Below are 20,517 nucleotides of genomic sequence, written 5' to 3' on the forward strand. Positions count from 1 at the left end.
TAAGAATATAAGTTAAACAAAAGTCGTGCTTTTCAGTGGATGATTCGCTGAATCGTGCGACTTTTTGCGCTATGCAGAGAGAAGATTTGAAATGTGAAAAATTTGTTCATAATCAGTTGTACCTTGTTGTTCACATTTGAGGTATAATGAAAGGATGCACTAAATTAGATCATTTGGAGGAATACACGGATTGAACACTTATCCATTTACATTTGATCCCGGACAACCATTTATTAAGCAAGCGAGTGATTGGATCGCGGATGTATTTTATGATATTTTACCCGAAGCCGGCTTTGAGGTAAGAGACGAACAGATTTATATGGCTTTTCAATTGGAAAAAGCATATGCCGAAAAGAAAACTATTTTTGCAGAAGCTGGCGTAGGTACAGGTAAAACATTAGTGTATCTTTTGTATGCGATTGCTTATGCCCGGTATACACGTAAGCCTGCTATTATTGCTTGTGCGGATGAGTCGTTGATCGAGCAGTTGGTAAAACCAGAAGGCGATATTAGCAAACTGGCTAAGCACTTGAACTTGGTCGTCGATGCCCGTCTTGGGAAATCGCCAGACCAATACATCTGCTTAAACAAATTGGATGTCGTACGTGACGATGCAACTGAAAGTGATGTCTATCGTGATATCTATGCAGGTTTGCCTGAATTTGTTCACTATCCAGATACGATGCAATCTTTTTACCCGTATGGGAATCGTAAAGAATATCCTGAATTAACCGATGGCGAATGGAGCCGAATTGGTTGGGATGTATTCCAAGACTGTCTGGTCTGTCCGCAACGTCATCGCTGTGGGCAAACCTTATCGCGTGAACATTATCGCAAATCATCTGATTTGATTATTTGTTCGCATGACTTTTATATGGAACATGTCTGGACATATGATGCACGTAAACGTGAAGGACAACTTCCTTTGCTACCTGATCATAGCTCTGTTGTTTTTGATGAAGGGCATTTGCTTGAAACAGCGGCTCAAAATGCACTCACACACAAATTAAAACATTCGCTTTTTGAAAGTATTGTAGTGCGTTTGTTAGAAGGCGAAGTTCGTGAGACGTTAGCGCTAGCTGTTGAAGAAGTGATTTTGGAAAGTGATATCTTATTCGAGAAGTTAGCGAAGTATAGCCAGCCTGTACCTGCATCGGATCGGAAAGAAATCAACTGGAATACCGATCTTATGAATCAAGTAGGACGTGTGCAAGCACAGATTGCTGTCATTGAAGAAGAATTGGTATTTGAAAGTGCATTATTTACACTGGATGATTATCAGTTGAAGATTGTAGAAGAACATCTAGAAATGATTCAAATTGCACTCAACCTTTGCCGTAGACAAGATCAATTGATCTCTTGGGTAACAGGGGAAGAAGCTGATCTTACTTTAGTGATTATGCCGAAAAAAGTAAAAGAAATTCTGAACGAGAAAGTATTTGCTAAAAAAATGCCTGTTATTTTCTCTTCAGCTACCTTATCGGTAGAAGGTTCTTTCGATTATATTGCACATAGTCTAGGAATTGATAAATATTTGTCCTTCTCGGTCGCATCTCCTTACGATTACAAAGAGCAGATGCAAGCGAATCTAATGCCTGTATTACCAGGGGTGACAACAACTTCTGGAGCTTCTTTGGGATTGCTCGACTTGAATGCGGTCCATGTTCAGTCTGAACGTGTACTGGAATTGTTAGATCAATCGGGTGGACGTGCATTGATTTTATTCTCGTCTATCGAAGAATTAGCCGCTTTCCGTCAAAGTACACAAAGTCTTACAGGATATGCTAAGTATCGGATTTTGTACGAAGGATCGGCTGAAATTAGTCATTTGATCTCTGCTTTCCAACAAGATGAGACCAGTGTATTATGTGCCGTCACCCTATGGGAAGGATTAGATATTCCGGGACCATCATTGTCCAATGTGATTGTCTGGTCATTACCATTCCCATCTAACGATCCACTGTTTGCTTCACGTCGTGCTGAGGCTGTTAATGCATTTGAAGAAGTTGATATGCCTTATATGTTACTTCGTCTTCGCCAGGGTATGGGACGCTTAATTCGTTCCCGTGAAGATAGCGGAAGCGTATCAATCTTTGGTCGGGAACTCGATCAACCCGATGTTCGTCAAGCTGTTGAGCAGTTGTTACCTTAATACAATACAACAAATAAAATTAATATGTACCCATATGAAATGACTTAGTGAATTGCAAAGTTATTGTTAGAAAAGCATAGTAGAGGGGATTGAATAGTTTTTATTCAATTCCTTTTTGCTGTGAATATAATACATAAGAGTAGGGGATACAATATGCAGATGATCGATATTCAAGCGATGTATGAGCAATTTAATACATTGAGCGCCAGTACTAAATTTATGATTGCAGGTGTAGCGACTTTTTTTGTATTTATGTACAAAACATTTGCGACTATGTATGCTGAAAATGATAAAAATATGCAGTCTACTTCTACTCAGAAATTGGAGATTCTTTTTAAATTGCAAGCGGCGCTATCTATTTATAGTAAAAGCAGTAAACATGTAACAGATCAGAACGAACTGATCTATGTACTTGCACATACTATGATGTATTTAGATTTTAGATTAAGAAAAAAAGTAGAACTGTTTTACGAGAACCGATCCGACCATACATTACAATTAATAGAAAAACAGATTAGAGACGTATTGAACAACAGTCATACAGTTCTCGGTAAAAAATTATCAACAGAACGATTTTTTCAATTTGCAAGTAACATGGTCAGACCTTTATTCCCCGTATTTATATCTTTAATATTTATTGCTATTTCTCTTTTTATCGTTATTCATTCTATGTTAACAGGAGATATTTATAAACAATTGGAAATTGTGGCTGGCTATTTTTCAGTACTTATTGCACTATTTATGTTTGTTGTTTTAACGGATTTAATAATAAATGATTTTAAAAATGTTCGATTTCGCTGGATTCCATTAACAGGTTCCCTCCTTATAATAGTTGCACCTTTTTTACTTATAAGTCCATTTATTCCTATATTCACTATCATTACTGTACAAATTATTATTTTTATAGGCATGCTATTTTTACAAAAGAATAATTAACTTGTTGGATCTAAGTAGTAGAATCCAAAGCAATGATAATTAATTTAGCGCAGAATGGATCTTTGAATAGTTTCGCTTGAATATCTCCTTTTTATGGATATAAATGGTTAAATATTGAGCGAAAGTGGTATATAGGTTATGTATATGTCATAATAAAGAGGTTACATAGTAACGATTACAGATTTCAAAATAAAAGAAAGCACATTTGAGAGGACATGAAATAATGAAAAAAGTAAACAAACTGGCTATTGGCACTTGGGCACTTACTGCTTTGGTAACGGCATCGTTATATTCAGCACATTCGGTGCAAGCAGCATCTTCAACTCCAGCATTACCTGCTGCTAATGCATCTAAAGCAACAGCATCCACCACAACTACTGCTACAACACCAGCAGTCTCTTATTATACAAAAGATGGCGTATGGACTGGAGTGAAAAAGTTAAATCATGATAGTGTAACTCCACTGATTGTCGAAGCTGAAAAAAGATATGTATATACATCCACCGGTGGTAAACCATCTACAACCAACGCTACTTTTTCGATAAATAACAAAACATATCGCTATTTGTCTACAGATATTGATACACATGCTAAATTGTTAGCCTATTTGAAAGAAACGTATACGCAACAAGCGAGTGAAGCGTATATTCAAAAATATATCATCGAAAACAATGGTAAACTTGCACAATTGGTCACTGAAAAAGCTAGTATGTTAGAATTTAACCGTTCTACTGCTAAAATGATCAGCATGACTGATACCGCTCGTGTATATCGTTTGACCGTTCCTTATGTTAAAGATGCACATCCAGTAGAGCGTATGCTGGTTAAGTTCGAATTAGTAAACGGATTTTGGAAAATCAATACATCACCAAGCGCATTATTCTAATCTTGGGTTGTTCTTTAGAACTCAATGTTCTCTATAGAACTAACTATTAAAAAATGCTTTTTCTAACGTAATCGATTACGTTTAGAAAAAGCATTTTTAATTTAATGATAACGAGACAAAAGTTTTATATGATTTTGTCCATATATCCACTATGAAATTAGGAATAAATTTGAAATATAATATCCTTTTTATTGTTAAATATATAATATTTTTATATATTTAACAGGATAAATATGTAAAATAGTTACTTATAAAAGTATTTATAATAAAGATAATAGTCAATAAATTATAAAAAAATCAGACAATTTGAGCCATTTGTCTGATTTTTTTAATAATTAGCTATGTACATAACAGATCGATTGATTTTAAACAAAAAAGTTATTAATAGGTGGTTAGAAGAACATTTAAGAAGTTTGTTTGCTTCTGAAGGCATATACAAGGATACCTACAATAAAGCCTAAAATAATAAACCCTACAGGAACTGCTATTAATTCTCTGATAGCTGCTTCTGATCCATAATAAGTTTTATTACCAATAACAAGCGGAACTTCTAAGCCAAACATATTTAATACATATACCAAAACGCCTGCAATAATACCAAGTGGAACAAAAATTTTTAAATAATGACCAATAGACTTCGCCATATTATCCACCTTTCTATTATCCAAATACTGGAATGATCTGCTTGAGTATATATCATGAATTGTCAGAAGTCTATTATTTTGTTTATGTTTTCTAAAAATGACATTGTAAACTATATGTAAAATAATTACTTATAAACGCTATTTAAACATGAAATAAGTATTAATAATTACCATTTAATGGTTTGACATCCTCTTCGTTACTAATCTATCATAAGAATGCAAGTTAGATTAGCTGATGAGTTAATTTGTTAAATATTTCTTTATTTAATCATTTGAGTATTATTTCCCATGCTAAATTATTCCACTAATAATTATCATACCTTCCTAAAATTAATCCTATCTAATTTAAAGCAAATGTGTATTACGATTTTGGCACAGCATGTCAAAAATCTTTTGAATATACCAAAAACATGGAGGATGAATAATGAATTCATTTGAGCTTTGGGAATCGAATGTAAGGTCTTATTGCAGAGCATTTGGTGATGTATTTCAATATGCTAAAAATTCAACAATGGTCACTGAAGAAGGGAAACAATTTATCGACTTTTTTGCTGGAGCAGGAGCACTAAATTATGGGCATAATCCTGATTTCATCAAGCAACAGTTGATTGATTACCTAGAATCAGATGGTATTATTCATGGATTAGATATGTACACAATAGCCAAACGGAAATTTATTGATGCATTCACCGAACTTATTCTTATTCCTAAAGAAATGAATTATAAAATCCAATTTTGTGGGCCTACTGGAACCAATGCAGTTGAAGCGGCTTTGAAATTAGCGCGTAAAACAACTGGGCGTACAGGTATATTCTCTTTTATGGGTGGATTTCACGGTATGTCTTACGGCAGTTTGGCAGTTACAGGTAATCTTTATAACCGTAACGGAGCGGGTGCTCCATTGCCAAATGTAACTTTTATGCCTTATCCTCATGGATTTATGGGGAGCTTTGATACGATTGAATACATAGAAAATGTGTTGACTGATCCTAATAGTGGCATAGAAAAGCCAGCTGCTATTATTTTGGAAACGGTACAAGCTGAAGGTGGCGTGATTGTTGCCCCTATTGAATGGCTACAACGTTTAAGCGAGTTATGTAAGCGCCATGAAATTCTGATGATTGTTGATGATATACAAGTAGGTTGTGGCCGAGCAGGTTCATTCTTCTCTTTTGAACGAGCAGGTATACAACCCGATCTTGTTGTGTTATCCAAGTCAATCAGTGGATATGGATTACCGATGTCATTATTACTTATTCAACCTGATCTGGATATTTGGAAACCAGGTGAACATAATGGTACTTTCCGAGGTAATCAACTTGCTTTTATTGGTGCAACCGCAGCTTTGGAATATCGAGAGTCTGTTCATCTCGAAGAAGTGGTCAAACGTAAAGAAGCAATGATTCATACATTTTTACATCAGGAGATAGCGATATTACATTCTACAATAGAAATTCGTGGACTTGGTTTGATTTGGGGAATTGATCTTGGTGGTTTAAAAGACGCAGAAGGTGCCGCCAAATTCGTGGTTTCTCGTTGTTATGAACTGGGCTTAATTATTGAGCGAGCAGGTCGTAATGATACTGTGATCAAATTGATGCCTGCTCTAACGATAGAAACTGAATATCTACAACAGGGATGTAATATCATCAAACAATCTTTAATTGAGTATTTAGATCATCAAACAACGGATTACCAACAACAAGATTATGCTACTGTTATGGAATAATAAATAATTTCAAAATAAAAACAGATAGCGAGTCATTTAAAAAAGCTCGTTATCTGTTATGTTTACTGTTTGCAAAAAGGCCCATCTATAATGATACAGATAGGGTGCTACAGAGAGGAAAGGGATTTGTTATGAGTGGTATTGCTTTATTATTTCCTGGGCAGGGCTCGCAGTATAAAGGAATGGGCGTGAACACATACAAATATGAATCTCATACAAAACAGATCATGGAAGAAGCCAGCGACATACTTGGCTATGATATGTATACATTATGTTCTACAGGCGAAATGGAACAATTATCACGTACTTCTTACACACAGCCCGCGTTACTAACGATGAGTATGATCGCATTTCAAACATACATGCACCAAGTGGGAATAGAGCCTATTTTATCTGCCGGACATAGCCTGGGTGAATATTCAGCACTGGTTGCTAGTGGGGCTTTATCTTTTCAAGAGGGATTACGACTTGTTCAGCAACGTGGTCAGTTCATGGAGAACACTGCCAAAGATGGTACAGGTAGCATGATCGCTATTCGAGGAATAGATCTCGATGAATTAGAACGGTTATGTATACAACATAGTACACCTGAACAACCTGTCGTGATTGCTTGTTATAATTCTCGACTTCAACATGTAGTAGCAGGGCACTCGCAGGCTCTGGAAAGGTTAAACAGATCACTTGAACAGCAACAGGTACAGATGAATTTATTATCTGTGAGTGGTCCTTTTCATACTATTTTGATGGAACAGGCAGCAGATCGCCTGGCAACTTTTTTACATACGCAAACATTTCAACAAAGTCGCTGGCCTATTATTTCTAATGTTACAGCACAACCATACACAAGTGATGTACATATTCGGCAAGGATTAATAGATCAAATGACTTGCGCAGTCAAATGGCAACAATCTCTGTTATACATGGTAGCAGAGGGAGTACATACAACGATTGAAATCGGCCCGCGCAATATATTAACACGATTATCTGAGGATATTGTTCCCACGACCCACGGCTATGCTTTTGATAAACATCAGGATAGACAGCGCTTAATTACAGATTATTCTTTAGATGGTTGGCTTAAGGAATGTCTTGCTCAATCTATATCTTTACCTAACTGCAATTGGAATGAAGAAGAATATGAATTAGGTGTAATTCAACCTATTCAACGACTCAAACAAATGTTAAGCGAAGTGTCGCTCTCCAATAAGAATGATTTACATGCAGCGGATATTCGTGAAAAGGCGGCTAGTTGTCTTAGTGAAATATTGCGTACCAAAAAAGGTGAAAAACCAAGTCAACAAGACGTTTTAATATATCAGCTTGTAGGGGGATTGGCATGAAGCACTATCTGACATTATTGGATGCTTTTGAAGATCAAGCCCGGTTGGCATCCCATGGGATTACTTATATTACAGCGGATACGGTAGAAGAATATCAATCGTATCGCCAGTTAAAAGAAGAATCTTTACTGGTGCTCAGAGAACTTCAAGCAGCAGGAATGGTTGCAGGCGATGAGTTACTGATGCAAGTCGAAGATAATCGTTCTTTTTTGAATATATTTTGGGGCTGTCTACTAGGCAGTATTATCCCTGTACCTGTTACGGTTGGAAATAATGAAGAACATCGAATGAAATTATTTAAAATTTGGAATACGTTAAATCATCCATATCTGATCACAGACCCCAAAACATTTTCAAATTTAGAAAAATATGCTGTTCAACACGAATTAAGTGAAGATTATCAGAAAATCGCCAATAAAACATTATTTATTGATGCGCTAGACTATAAAAATCTTACGCCAGGAATCCCCGCGAAAGTGCAAGCGGAAGATCTCGCATTTATTCAATTCTCTTCAGGATCTACAGGTGACCCTAAAGGGGTCATGCTTACCCACGAAAACTTAATTTATAATACACGCGATATTGCCCACGGTACTCAATTAGGCGAAAACAAAGCTTATCTCGGATGGATGCCTTTAACTCATGATATGGGATTGATTGCTTTTCATCTAACTTGTCTCGTTTCGAATGCAACCCAATATATTATGCCTACTGCTTTATTCATAAGACGTCCTACCCTTTGGCTCAAAAAATCTTCAGAGCACCAAGTGACACATATTTGCTCTCCTAACTTCGGCTACAAATTTTTCCTTGCTCAATACAAACCTGAAAATGCACAGAATTGGGATCTTTCTACGATAGAAATGATTCAAAATGGAGCAGAACCGATCTCTATTGAATTAGCAGATCTATTTCTAGAAACGATGAGCAAACATAACTTAAAAAAATCTTCAATGATCGCTGTATATGGTATGGCAGAAGCAAGTGTGGGTGTTAGTCATCCACCAATTCATGAAGAATTAATATCTATCCATTTGCATCGAGATCAATTAAATATTGGAGAAGCTATTGTTGAAGTAGCTTACAATGATCGGAATCGAATTAGTTTTGCAGATGTAGGATATGCGCTAGAAAACTGTGAAATACGTATCAGCGATCAAGATCATCAATCTATACCCGATCTTCATATTGGTCATATTCATATTCGTGGAAAAAATGTAACCAGTGGTTATTACAATAATCCTGTAGCTACTGCTAAAGTGATCACTTCAGATGGTTGGCTAATTACAGGCGATCTAGGTTTTATGTGCGCAGGCCGATTGACTATTACCGGTAGAGCCAAAGATATTATTTTTGTGAATGGACAGAATGTGTATCCTCATGATGTAGAGCGAGTGGCAGAAGAAGTTGAAGGCATTGAACTCGGCAAAGTAGCCGTATGTGGAGTCTATGATGAGAGCATTCAACAAGATCGAATGATTGTATTTGTGATGCATGTAAAGCAGTCTATTGATTTTGCCCCTATTGCTCAACGCTTGAAAAGCCATCTTAATTATCGTGGTGGATGGCAAGTTCATGAGGTATTGCCTATTCGTCGTATTCCCAAAACAACCAGTGGTAAAGTGCAACGCTTTAAATTAGCAGAAGATTATGCACAAGGTGTATTTGCTAGTGTAATGACACAACCTTTGTTGCATCCATTAGAAACATTAGAAATACCAGAACAAAAGGATGCGGAAACTATTTTACCAGTAGATTTGTTACAATCTGCTACTGTACCAGATTCTTTGCTATTGGAGATCTCTTTACCCACTTCTATATCCGCATCACTAGAACAAGCAGAAGTGGAGCGCCAATTAGTAGATATCTGTCAGCATATTTTAAATACAAATACGATTGGTGTGCATGATAGTTACTTTGATATTGGTGTTAGTTCATTACAAATGGTACAAATCGTAGATCAGTTAGAAGAACGATTCGATGTGAAAGTGGAAGTCACAGATTTTTTCTCCTATCCTACCATAGCCAAACTGGCTCATTATCTAGCAAATGGAGATGAGTCAGTAGATATTTCTGATCATAAGTCTATACCCAATATGTCATCGTCTCTCGCAAGTAAAGATATTGCTATTATCGGAATGGACGGTACATTCCCACAAGCCAGAACGTTAGAACAATTCTGGAGCAATATTGCGGAAGGCAAAGATTGTGTAGGGAGTTACAGCGAGCAACGACAAGCAGATGCACAGTTCTTTATTTCTCAATTGAATACTGAGGGGCGTAGTCAGCAATTAGCAGATGGAGGTTATTTGGATGAAGTGGATAAGTTCGATTATTCCTTTTTTAAATTAACTCCACGTGAAGCTTCATTGATGGATCCTAATCAACGTTTATTTCTACAGACTGTCTGGAGCACGATTGAAAATGCAGGTTACGGTGGCACTATATTATCAGGTCGTAAGGTAGGCGTATACGTTGGTTTTTCCAAAACAAGCTTTGAATACGAGCGTTTACTTAGTGAAGTAACACCAGCTTCTATTTCTAATTTTGCGATAGGGAATCTATCTTCGATTATTCCAAGTCGTATCTCATATCTACTCAATCTTAAAGGACCGGCAGTAACTATTGATACAGCTTGTTCTTCCTCTCTTGTAGCTGTACACATGGCATGCAAAGCAATTCAAAGCGGTGAATGTGAAATGGCTTTGGCAGGTGGAGTGAAAACGATTTTGCTTCCATTAAAAGCAGGGCTAGGCATGGAATCTTCCGATGATCGTGCACGTGCATTTGATGATAGTTCAGATGGGACAGGTTGGGGAGAAGGCGTAGGCGCGGTATTTCTGAAGTCTCTGGAACAAGCGAAGATAGATGGCGATCATATTCTAGCAGTGATCAAAGGAAGTGCGATCAATCAGGATGGCAGTACAGTAGGTATATCTGCTCCTAATGCATTGGCTCAAGCAGAAGTGATTACTCAAGCATGGGAAGATGCAGGTATAGATCCCGAGACGATTGGCTATATTGAAGCACATGGTACAGGAACTCGCTTAGGTGATCCTGTTGAAATCGAAGGCATCAGTCGTGCATTTCGAGCATATACTTCACGGAAACAATTTTGCGCAATCAGTACAGTGAAAAGTAATATTGGTCATCTTTATGAAGCCGCAGGCATTGCAGGACTCATTAAATCTGTTTTGTCGTTACAACATCAACAACTTGCGCCATTGGTTCATTTCCGTACACCGAATCAGCAGATTGCTTTTGAACAATCGCCTGTCTATGTGAATCGTAAGCTTCAACCGTGGCTACCTATGGATGGTATACCAAGACGTTCAGGGTTGAGTTCGTTCGGATTCAGTGGTACCAATTGCCATATGATACTTGAAGAATATATACAACCTGAAGATCAGGATCGAACACAAATAAATACCGATCCTTTGATTTTGACATTATCAGCAAGAACCGAAAAGGCACTTCAACAATTGATTGAGCAATATACGGAATGTTTACAATCTCCTGCGATGTCTAATCGTTTACATGAAGTGTGTTATACCGCTAATACAGGTCGTAGTCATTTACATTATCGAGTGGCTATCGTAGCTCAGTCTTCTACCGAACTCCTAAGTCGGTTAACCCAACTTCATCAACAAGGAATAACAGCGCCGGGGATTTTTGCAGGAAAAGTAGAATTGATTCAAACTTCTGCTTCTAAATATCAAGGGACTATCGATACCTTATTTGCTGTAGAGCAATTAGCTGAACAGTATGTACAAGGAGCGGATATTGCTTGGCAAGAAGTATACGCCCAAAAGAACTATCGACGTGTACCATTACCAACGTATCCTTTTGAACAGAAAAGGTGCTGGATTGAAGCACCTCAACAAGCAGTTTCATTACCATTGCGATCTCAAGAAATAAACAGTAATACATCTCATGAAGTTGTATCTATACAGAATCATCAAGAATCTACGATGCTAATGATGAAGGAGTCGAAGAATGCTGTGAAAGATGTTGTCAGACAAACGATTACGCAGATGATCAGTAATGTATCTCAGTTAACAGCAGAAGAGTTGGAAGCAGATACTCACTTTCTGGAAATGGGTCTAGATTCTATCAATTTGTCTCAAGTGAGACATAGTATCAAAGATACGTTTAATCTAGATATTCCGATGAGTGAATTTTTCGAATCTCTAACGAATCTTAATATACTCACTACGTATATTACAGATATTTTGCCTCAGCAAACGATCGATACATTAATGGGGACTCAGCATGAAGTGATTGTGAATACCTCTTCAGCCCATCATGAAGTCAGTCTGGAAATAGAAACGTCTTCAGCGAACCAAACGGTGACAGCAGACATTCAACATTACACTTCGCAGAGTAATCGTACCCAAAGTATTCCGGAATCTAAAGTGAATAGTTCTTACTCATCTGTAGAACGAATCATGGCACAGCAGCTTCAATTAATGTCTTATCAATTAGAAGTATTAAATGGACAAGCTGTGGCTACGATCGGTTCAGAATCAAGTGTAGTTCAAGAAACAGCGGTAACTGAATCAATTATCGTAGATCAGCAACAGACATCTCTAACTACCATTTCATCCCAGCAACCAACCATTCATCCAGAAACGAAGCCATTTGTTGCTTATAAGTCATTAGAATTACAAGCAGATCATTCGTTACCTGTACGTCAAGCTAATCATATCCAACAATTAATAGAAAAGTATAATCAGCGCACAGCAAGTACAAAAGAATATACACAACAATATCGCTCTGTTTATGCCAATAATCGCAATATTGCTGGATTTCGACCATTGTTAAAAGAAATGGTGTATCAAATTGTATCCCAACGCGCAGAAGGTTCAAAGTTGTGGGATCTTGATAATAATGAATATGTGGATATCACCATGGGATTCGGAGTGAACTTTTTCGGTCATAATCCTTCATTTATTCGTGAAAAGATTGAAGCTGAGTTACAGCAAGGTATGTGTGTAGGACCCATGTCTAATATGGCAGGGCAAGTGGCAGAAGCGATCACACGGATGACGGGAACGGAACGAATTTCTTTGTATAATTCCGGTACTGAAGCTATTATGGTAGCTTTACGTTTAGCGAGAGCAGCTACTGGACGCAGTAAAGTTGTTATTTTTGCAGGCTCGTATCATGGTACTTTTGATGGCATTCTTGCTCTGGGTAGTGCAGGTGCAAATAAAGAACATTCTACTCCTTTGGCACCTGGAATTTTGCAACATATGGTCGATGATATTGTTGTTCTTAATTATGGTACACAACAAGCTTTAGATTATATTGAAGCCAATGGTCATGATTTGGCTGCTGTACTTGTTGAACCTGTTCAAAGTCGTCGTCCCGATTTTCAGCCGAAAGCATTTTTACAACAGATTCGTGAATTGACTCGTCGATCAGATACAGCTTTTATTTTTGATGAAGTGATTACAGGTTTCCGTATTCATTCAGGTGGAGCACAAGCGATATTCGATATTAAGGCTGATTTAGTAACTTATGGAAAAGTCATTGGTGGCGGAATGCCGATTGGTATCGTTGCTGGAACTGCCAAATATATGGATGGAGTCGATGGAGGCACCTGGATTTTCGGAGATGAATCTTATCCTGCTCATGAACATCGCCGTACTTTTGTTGCAGGTACATTCTGTCATCATCCATTAGCTATGGCGGCAGCATTGGCTGTATTGAACCGTATGGAAGAAGAAGGACCTGAATTACAAGAGAATCTCAATGTAAGAACAGCTCAGTTGGCTTCAGAATTGAATACATTTTTTGAAGATGGACAATTACCTATGAAAGTTGTTCACTTTGGATCGTTATTCCGTTTTGTATTAAAAGGAGATCTAGAGCTGTTTTATTATCATATGTTGAATAAAGGCATTTATATCTGGGAAGGACGCAATTGCTTTTTATCTACTGCACATACCGAAGAAGATATTGCTCGTATTGTACAGGCAGTCAAGGATAGTGTACAAGAGTTACGAGATGGAGGGTTTTTACCTGATCTGCCGACCGATCCAGATGATGATCCTGATCAATTATCTATACCACAACCTATCGACTCTTCTTCTGCGAATGAGAAAATCATTCCTTTAACAGCTGATCAGAAGCAATTATGGTTTGCTTCTTCATCCGGTAAAATGGAAGCTCAGTCCCTTCATGAAACTGCGATTTTGCAGTTTCATGGAGAACTGAATATGACTCTTTTCAAAGAGGCAGTACATACAGTCATGCAACGTCATGACGCATTACGAACATACATGAGTCATGATGGAGAAAATCAAATGGTTGCTCCACAGATGGAATTGTTAATTCCTGTATTTGATTTTACAATGTATGATTCGACCGACAAAGAACAAAAAATGAAATCATGGTTGAATGAACAGCAACAACTATCTTTCACCATGACTTCGATAGAACCGTTATTCCGTATCCAATGTTTGCAAATGAAAAAGGATGAGTATATTGCTGTGTTTACTTTCCATCATCTTATAGCAGATGGTTGGTCGATCGGTGTGTGTATTCAGGAACTGGAACAGATTTATTCTGCTCTTGTACATAATAAACCTGTTCGCTTGCCTGAATCGATTCCTTTTCAGCAGTACGTCCTATGGCAAGAAGAACAGCTAAATCATTCTAAAAGTCGTGAAGCTGTGACCTACTGGAATCAGTATTTGAAGCAGAGCCTTCCAGTGATGGAGCTTCCATCTATCTATCGAGGTACTCTTTTACCTTCTGTTCAAGGCGGTCGACATACAGTGACTCTGACTGAAGAACTGGCGCAGCAATTGCGTACTACGAGTATTCAATTGGGAACCACTTTATTTGTTACTTTATTGACTGCTTTCAAATATGTACTTCATCGTCTAACAGGACAATCTACAGTCACTGTAGGTGTACCTACAGCAGGACAAGCACATATGGAAGCTTATGCGTTAGTTGGAAATTGTGTAAATCTGTTACCGGTTATTACTGAAGTTACACAGGAAATGTCTTTTGCAGAATATACAGATCAAGTGAAGCAAAAGATGAAAGAGATAGAACAATATCAAATGTATAGTTTTGCATCTTTGGCTGAACGTGGTATAGGACATTTACCCGCTATTCATACTGTTTTTAATATGGACCGTGCATTGCCAGCTCTTCATTTTGAAGGATTAGTCACTGAACTGGTAACTCATGATATTCATTATAGTAAATATGAATTGTTCTTGAATGTCACTCCAATAGGTAAAGAACTTTCTATAGACATGGATTATAATGCAGACCTTTTTTCTAAAGAAGTCATTGAAGAATGGACGATAGGCTTCGTTACATTTTTGGAAAAAGTGGTTGCACATATGGAAGTGCCTATGATGAAGCATACTCTTTTGTCTGCAACTGCTTTGAACAAGCTTGATGAATATTGGATTTCATTAGCAGATCATCAGGGACAATTCCCTTATGTCTTAGACAAATATGGCCAACCCGCTTTGCCGGGAACGATAGGTGAGTTGCATGTTGGACAACAGCATTCAACATTTACTAATTCTCATGATTCGCAAAGTAATCAATCTATACCTGCGTTACAACGTACCGGTCAACTTGTGTATTGGGGCATAGACCAACGCATTCAATATGTAGGCGATACCAATCGTGTTCAGATGATTCGTGGTCATCAAGTTTATCTAGAACAGTTAGAGAAATACATGATAACTACATTTTCGTTCCAAAAATGTGTGGTCATTCCTGTTATCACTTTAAGTAACACATTCGATCCATATCAACTTTGTGCTTATTTAGAGATGGATCAAACACATCATCAGTCGTATGATCCTGAGTATATTCGTCAACAGATGAGTGAACAATTGCCTGATTATATGCAACCACGTATTTTGATTCCTATGTTATCTATTCCTGTATTGGAAGATGGGCAACCTGATTTGCAATGTTTACCTGATCCATTACAACAAGGAATCACGGCAATACCTTTACAAAGTGGTATTCTTTCTGTTGAAAATGAAAGTGATACGACTTATAAACTTCTTCAAATCTGGCAGGACGTATTAGGGATTGAAAACATACAGCGAACAGATAATTTCTTCCAATTAGGAGGAGATTCTTTGAAAGCTACCGTGATTTTATCACGCATTAATAAAGAATTTGCTATACATATTCCGCTTCGTGAAATGTTCAATCTACAGACTATAAGTGAACTTGTCCAGTATATTGAGGGCGGTGAACATATTATTTATCTGCCGATTGAATCCGTTGAACCTCAAGCCTTTTATCCCGTATCATCTGCACAGAAGCGAATGTATATTATGGAGCAAATCGGTAATGGTGGACTAGCTTATCATGTTTCTGGACAGCTTATGATTCAAGGTCCATTGCAGACAGAGCGTCTTATCAAAGCATTACAACAAGTCGTTGCTCGCCATGAATCATTTAGAACCTCATTGGAATGGGATCAGGATCAGGTGATTCAGCGTGTTCATCCATATCTGCCAATCGAAATAGAGACTCTATCGATTCAAGAAAAAGAGTTGCCAGAAATGCGTCAGGCTTTTGTGCAGTCTTTTCAACTGAATCAATCTCCGTTATTTCGAGCTCAATTATTAACATGGTCAGATCAGAATTATGCTCTTCTCGTTGATATGCATCATGCAATAGCAGATGGATTTTCAATGGCGATACTGTTGGATGAATTGGTTCATAGTTATCAGGGAAGATGGTTACCTGAAGTTCATGTTCATTACAAAGACGTAGTGATGTGGCAACAGCAGCAGATAGCAGAAGGAATATTACAGACACAGCAAGCTTACTGGCTGAATACATTAAGTGGTGATCTGCCTGTTCTGAACTTACCTACTGATTATATCCGTCCGCAGACACAACAATTTGCGGGTCATACCTTAACGTTCACAATTGATAATGTGCTGACTGACAAGCTATATACATTAGCGCAACAGACGGGAACGACATTGTATATGGTGTTGTTGACAGCTTATGAGATTCTTTTGTCTAAATACTGTGGTCAAAACGATATGATTATTGGTACTCCTGTAGCTGGACGTAGACATGCGGATACAGAAGCGGTGATCGGAATGTTTGTAAATACATTAGCTTTGCGATTACAACCACAGCCGTCTCAGAATTTCTATCAATTATTAGAAGAGGTAAAACAAGTATCTTTAAATGCTTTTGAGCATCAAGAATATCCATTTGAAGAACTGGTAGAACAGCTGGATAGCGTACGTGATCTTAGCCGTAATCCAGTATTTGATACACTATTTAGTCTGCAAAATACAGGTACTAATATTTTGAAAGCAGGAGAAGTCACTTTTGTTCCTGATGAATTTAATGCGGGGATAGCCAAGCTAGATTTATCGCTGTATATGACGGAACAGAAAGAACAATTGGATTGTACATGGGAATATGCAACAGCATTATTTGCACAAAGTACTGTTGAACAATTACATCGACACTTTATTCACATTTTACAATTAGCTGTTGACCATAACCATCTTCCACTTGCAGAAATCGATCTAATGACAGATATAGAAAAGCAACTGGTATTGCATGATTTTAATCATACAGCAGTGCAGCTCCCTTCTAATCAGACTATCCACAGTCAGTGGGAACAACAGGTAAGATCATTGCCTGACAATATTGCATTAGTCTGTAATACACAATCAATCACTTATAACGAATTGAATGAACGTGCGAATCAATTAGCACATACGTTGGTTCAATATGGAACAGGTTACGATCAATTGATTGGAATTATGGTAGATCGATCGATTGAAATGGTAATTGGTCTGCTAGCTATTCTCAAATCAGGTAGTGCTTATGTTCCGATTGATCCTGAATATCCAATAGGTCGGATCGAGTATATGTTGGAGCATAGTGAAGCTTCGATTTTACTGACGAGCCGTCATTTGTTAAAAGAACTGAATTATACAGGCACAGTATTATATCTTGAAGATCAAACATCTTATCATATGAATAAAACGAATGTAAACCTTTCTGTAAAACCAGATAATCTTGCTTATGTCATCTATACTTCAGGGTCTACTGGACAACCGAAAGGTGTAATGTTGCAACATCGTTCGGTTATGAATTTTGTAACAGGAATGAAGCAAGTGATTCCTTTTACTCCAGATAAAGTGATCTTATCTCTAACCACGATGTCTTTTGATATTTTTGTACTGGAAACGATATTACCGCTATTGGAAGGAATGCAGGTAGTTATAGGAGAGCGTCATCATCAAGCAGACCCTATGGAGCTCACTAAGTTAATCATCGATTATCGTATTGATATGATACAAATGACGCCTTCTCGTCTCCAAATGCTACTTAATCATGAAGAGGGTAGACAAGCCCTACATCATGTAAAAGATATGATGATCGGTGGGGAATCTCTACCGATCCAAATGTTGCAACAACTTCAGACTATTGAAGGATTACGTATATTCAATATGTATGGTCCTACCGAGACAACGGTCTGGTCGACTGTTAAAGAATTAACAAAAGCTTCTTCGATATCTATTGGCCAACCTATTGCCAATACAGAATTATATATTGTTGATTCTGCCATGAGAACTCAACCGTTGGGGGTTGCCGGCGAATTATGTATTGCAGGTGAAGGATTGGCTCGAGGGTATTGGAAGCAAGAAGATCTTACAGATGAGAAATTTGTAGATAATCCATTTACAAGTGGTCAACGTATGTACCGCACTGGTGATCTAGCACGCTGGAAAATCAACGGTGAGATCGAATTTATCGGACGTATTGATTATCAGGTTAAAGTGAAGGGTTTCCGAATTGAACTAGGCGAGATTGAGAATTGCTTAACTGCTATGGAAGGCATACAAGAAGCTGTTGTGGTAATTAAAACAAATGATCAAGAAGAACCTGTAATTTGTGCTTATGTTATTCAGAATACACAACAAGAATATACAGGAGCAGATCTACATCAATATGTTGCCCAACACCTTCCTTATTATGCGGTACCTTCACATTATACATTTATCGATCAGATGCCTTTAACACCGAATGGCAAAACCGATCGTAAAGCATTACCTGAACCTCAAGAGGGGTATGCAACACATACTGAATATGTGGCTCCAGAAAATGATCTAGAATGGCTAATGGCTCAAATTTGGCAAGATATATTGAAACGTGAATTGGTGGGAGTGCATGATAATTTCTTTATGCTTGGAGGAGATTCGATCAAAGCGATTCAAGTGATTGCAAGGCTACATGAGCATAACTATACACTTGATATCAAATCGTTATTTGAACATCCATCGATTCGTGGATTAAGTAATATTGTCCAATCTAGTGTTCTTCTTGTAGATCAATCTCTAGTAACAGGTGAAGCGATATTATCACCTGGACAGCATGCATTCCTACATCAATATTCAGATATCTCTATTCCTTATTATCAATCTGTATGGTTGCGTGCTAACGAGCGTTGGGAAGAGAAAGCTGTAAGAACAGTGATAGAGAAGTTGCTAGAACATCATGATGCTCTACGTTTGGGATATATACCTGTAAATAATGAGTTTTCAGAAAAGACAGACAAGGTAAACGATCAGAATAAGCAGATGCAAGGAAAGTGGATCTATCAGACACCAGACCCGTCGTTATTTAGCTTGGATATATTGTCCTTATCTTCATCACCAGAGCAGGATCACGAATATATGCAGCAAGACCAGAAACGGATCGGTCAGCAGATCATTCCAGGAACAGGGCCACTGATTCGGTTAGCTATTTTCCATACTAATACGAGCGATTATTTATTCATTGCTCTACATGAGTTATTGATAGATCAAGCTTCATGGTCTATTTTATTGGAAGATTTAGAACTCGGGTACAGCCAATATTTAGCAGATCAACCGATTCAATTTGTAGATAAAACAATCGCTTATCAGACATGGAATCAGCAGTTAGAGTATCAACTCATCACAGGTAATTGGCAGAACCAGGTTCGCTACTGGAACCAGATTCCATCGGATATTCAAAACAACATTCCAAAGCTTGCACAACAAGCGAATTTACGCCCGATGAATCAAATGTCAATCAAGTGCTCACTGGAAAAAACAAAACAATTGATGACTGATGTACATCATGTCTATGGAACTCATACCTCTGAAATTTTGTTGGCTGCTTTTGGTCAAGCTTTACAGTTAGCGATATATCCAAATGAACAAGCCCTTCTTATAGATATGAAGATAATAGGGCGTGAAATGTTATTTACAGAAGGACAGCAGACATGGGATGCCACTCGCACAATCGGTCATTTTAACTCATTGTATCCACTTGTATTTAATACGACATCAGAGGATCTTGCTGTTGTGCTTAAACAGGTCAAAGAATCAGTAAGACAGGTACCGGATCAGGGAATGAGTTACGCTATGCTTCGATACATGGAAAATGAATTGTCTGAACACTATACACCAGTTAGCTTTCACTATAGAGATATTTGGAATAAAGAGTATCTACATTTTGAAGCAGAATTATTAGATCATTTGGCTCAAGTACCTTCTATTCACGATTTAGTATGTAGTGCTTATATAGAAGAAGAGCAGCTAAATATTAAGCTGAATTACAATACTGAACGCTATACTGCTACAGCTATAGAATTACTGTTACAGCATATAGAGCGCTCATTAGGGTCTACGATTGATCACTGTATGCATAAAGAAGAGCGTGAATTAACACCCACTGATGTCGGTGCACAAGATATAGATTTGGAAGATTTCGAAGATATCCAACAATTTTATGAGAATGTCTAATTATATATTCAGGGAGGCTCA

General features: G+C 37.6%; 7 protein-coding genes. 6 read left to right on the top strand and 1 reads right to left on the bottom strand.

The window, feature by feature from the left end:
* The first annotated feature begins 190 nt into the window (after nucleotides 1-190).
* From PaeCFBP13512_RS15255 to PaeCFBP13512_RS15265, 3 genes are all read left to right on the top strand, one after another.
* Nucleotides 191-2,152 carry an ATP-dependent DNA helicase gene (locus PaeCFBP13512_RS15255; RefSeq protein ID WP_069328265.1) on the top strand — a complete coding sequence of 654 codons (1,962 nt, stop codon included), beginning with the start codon at nucleotides 191-193 and terminating at the stop codon, nucleotides 2,150-2,152.
* A gap of 153 nt (nucleotides 2,153-2,305) precedes the next feature.
* A complete protein-coding gene (locus PaeCFBP13512_RS15260; RefSeq protein WP_137224194.1) occupies nucleotides 2,306-3,088 on the top strand; it encodes a hypothetical protein in 783 nt (260 codons plus the stop codon).
* A gap of 223 nt (nucleotides 3,089-3,311) precedes the next feature.
* Nucleotides 3,312-3,974: a DL-endopeptidase inhibitor IseA family protein gene (locus PaeCFBP13512_RS15265; protein ID WP_137224196.1), complete on the top strand. Its 663-nt coding sequence runs from the start codon at nucleotides 3,312-3,314 to the stop codon at nucleotides 3,972-3,974.
* A 404-nt stretch (nucleotides 3,975-4,378) separates the two neighbouring features.
* Here PaeCFBP13512_RS15265 and PaeCFBP13512_RS15270 read toward each other — a convergent pair whose 3' ends face one another.
* Nucleotides 4,379-4,618 (bottom strand): hypothetical protein, encoded by a 240-nt coding sequence (locus PaeCFBP13512_RS15270; protein ID WP_069327641.1) that lies wholly within the window; start codon nucleotides 4,616-4,618, stop codon nucleotides 4,379-4,381.
* Between the two features lie 424 nt (nucleotides 4,619-5,042).
* On the opposite strand from PaeCFBP13512_RS15270, the gene ectB reads away from it, so the two are divergent.
* The 3 genes from ectB to PaeCFBP13512_RS15285 all read left to right on the top strand — a co-directional run bounded on the left by ectB (nucleotide 5,043) and on the right by PaeCFBP13512_RS15285 (nucleotide 20,496).
* Complete coding sequence (gene ectB / locus PaeCFBP13512_RS15275) at nucleotides 5,043-6,347, top strand: diaminobutyrate--2-oxoglutarate transaminase (RefSeq protein WP_069327640.1); 1,305 nt, start codon at nucleotides 5,043-5,045, stop codon at nucleotides 6,345-6,347.
* Between the two features lie 131 nt (nucleotides 6,348-6,478).
* Nucleotides 6,479-7,687, top strand: a complete 1,209-nt coding sequence (gene fabD, locus PaeCFBP13512_RS15280; RefSeq protein ID WP_137224198.1) for an ACP S-malonyltransferase — start codon at nucleotides 6,479-6,481, stop codon at nucleotides 7,685-7,687.
* Entirely contained in the window at nucleotides 7,684-20,496 is a 12,813-nt protein-coding gene (locus tag PaeCFBP13512_RS15285) for a non-ribosomal peptide synthetase (RefSeq protein WP_137224200.1), read from the top strand. The genes fabD and PaeCFBP13512_RS15285 overlap by 4 nt, the downstream gene beginning before the upstream one ends.
* Nucleotides 20,497-20,517: the final 21 nt, after the last annotated feature.

This window comes from Paenibacillus sp. CFBP13512, from assembly GCF_005233705.1.
GTDB lineage: Bacteria > Bacillota > Bacilli > Paenibacillales > Paenibacillaceae > Saccharibacillus > Saccharibacillus nuruki.

Bases quoted from the DNA above. Each gene is read 5' to 3' on its own strand.
- PaeCFBP13512_RS15260 (WP_137224194.1), top strand. From the start codon at position 2,306: ATGCAGATGATCGATATTCAAGCGATGTATGAGCAATTTAATACATTG.
- PaeCFBP13512_RS15285 (WP_137224200.1), top strand. From the start codon at position 7,684: ATGAAGCACTATCTGACATTATTGGATGCTTTTGAAGATCAAGCCCGG.
- ectB (WP_069327640.1), top strand. From the start codon at position 5,043: ATGAATTCATTTGAGCTTTGGGAATCGAATGTAAGGTCTTATTGCAGA.
- fabD (WP_137224198.1), top strand. From the start codon at position 6,479: ATGAGTGGTATTGCTTTATTATTTCCTGGGCAGGGCTCGCAGTATAAA.
- PaeCFBP13512_RS15265 (WP_137224196.1), top strand. From the start codon at position 3,312: ATGAAAAAAGTAAACAAACTGGCTATTGGCACTTGGGCACTTACTGCT.
- PaeCFBP13512_RS15270 (WP_069327641.1), bottom strand. From the start codon at position 4,618: ATGGCGAAGTCTATTGGTCATTATTTAAAAATTTTTGTTCCACTTGGT.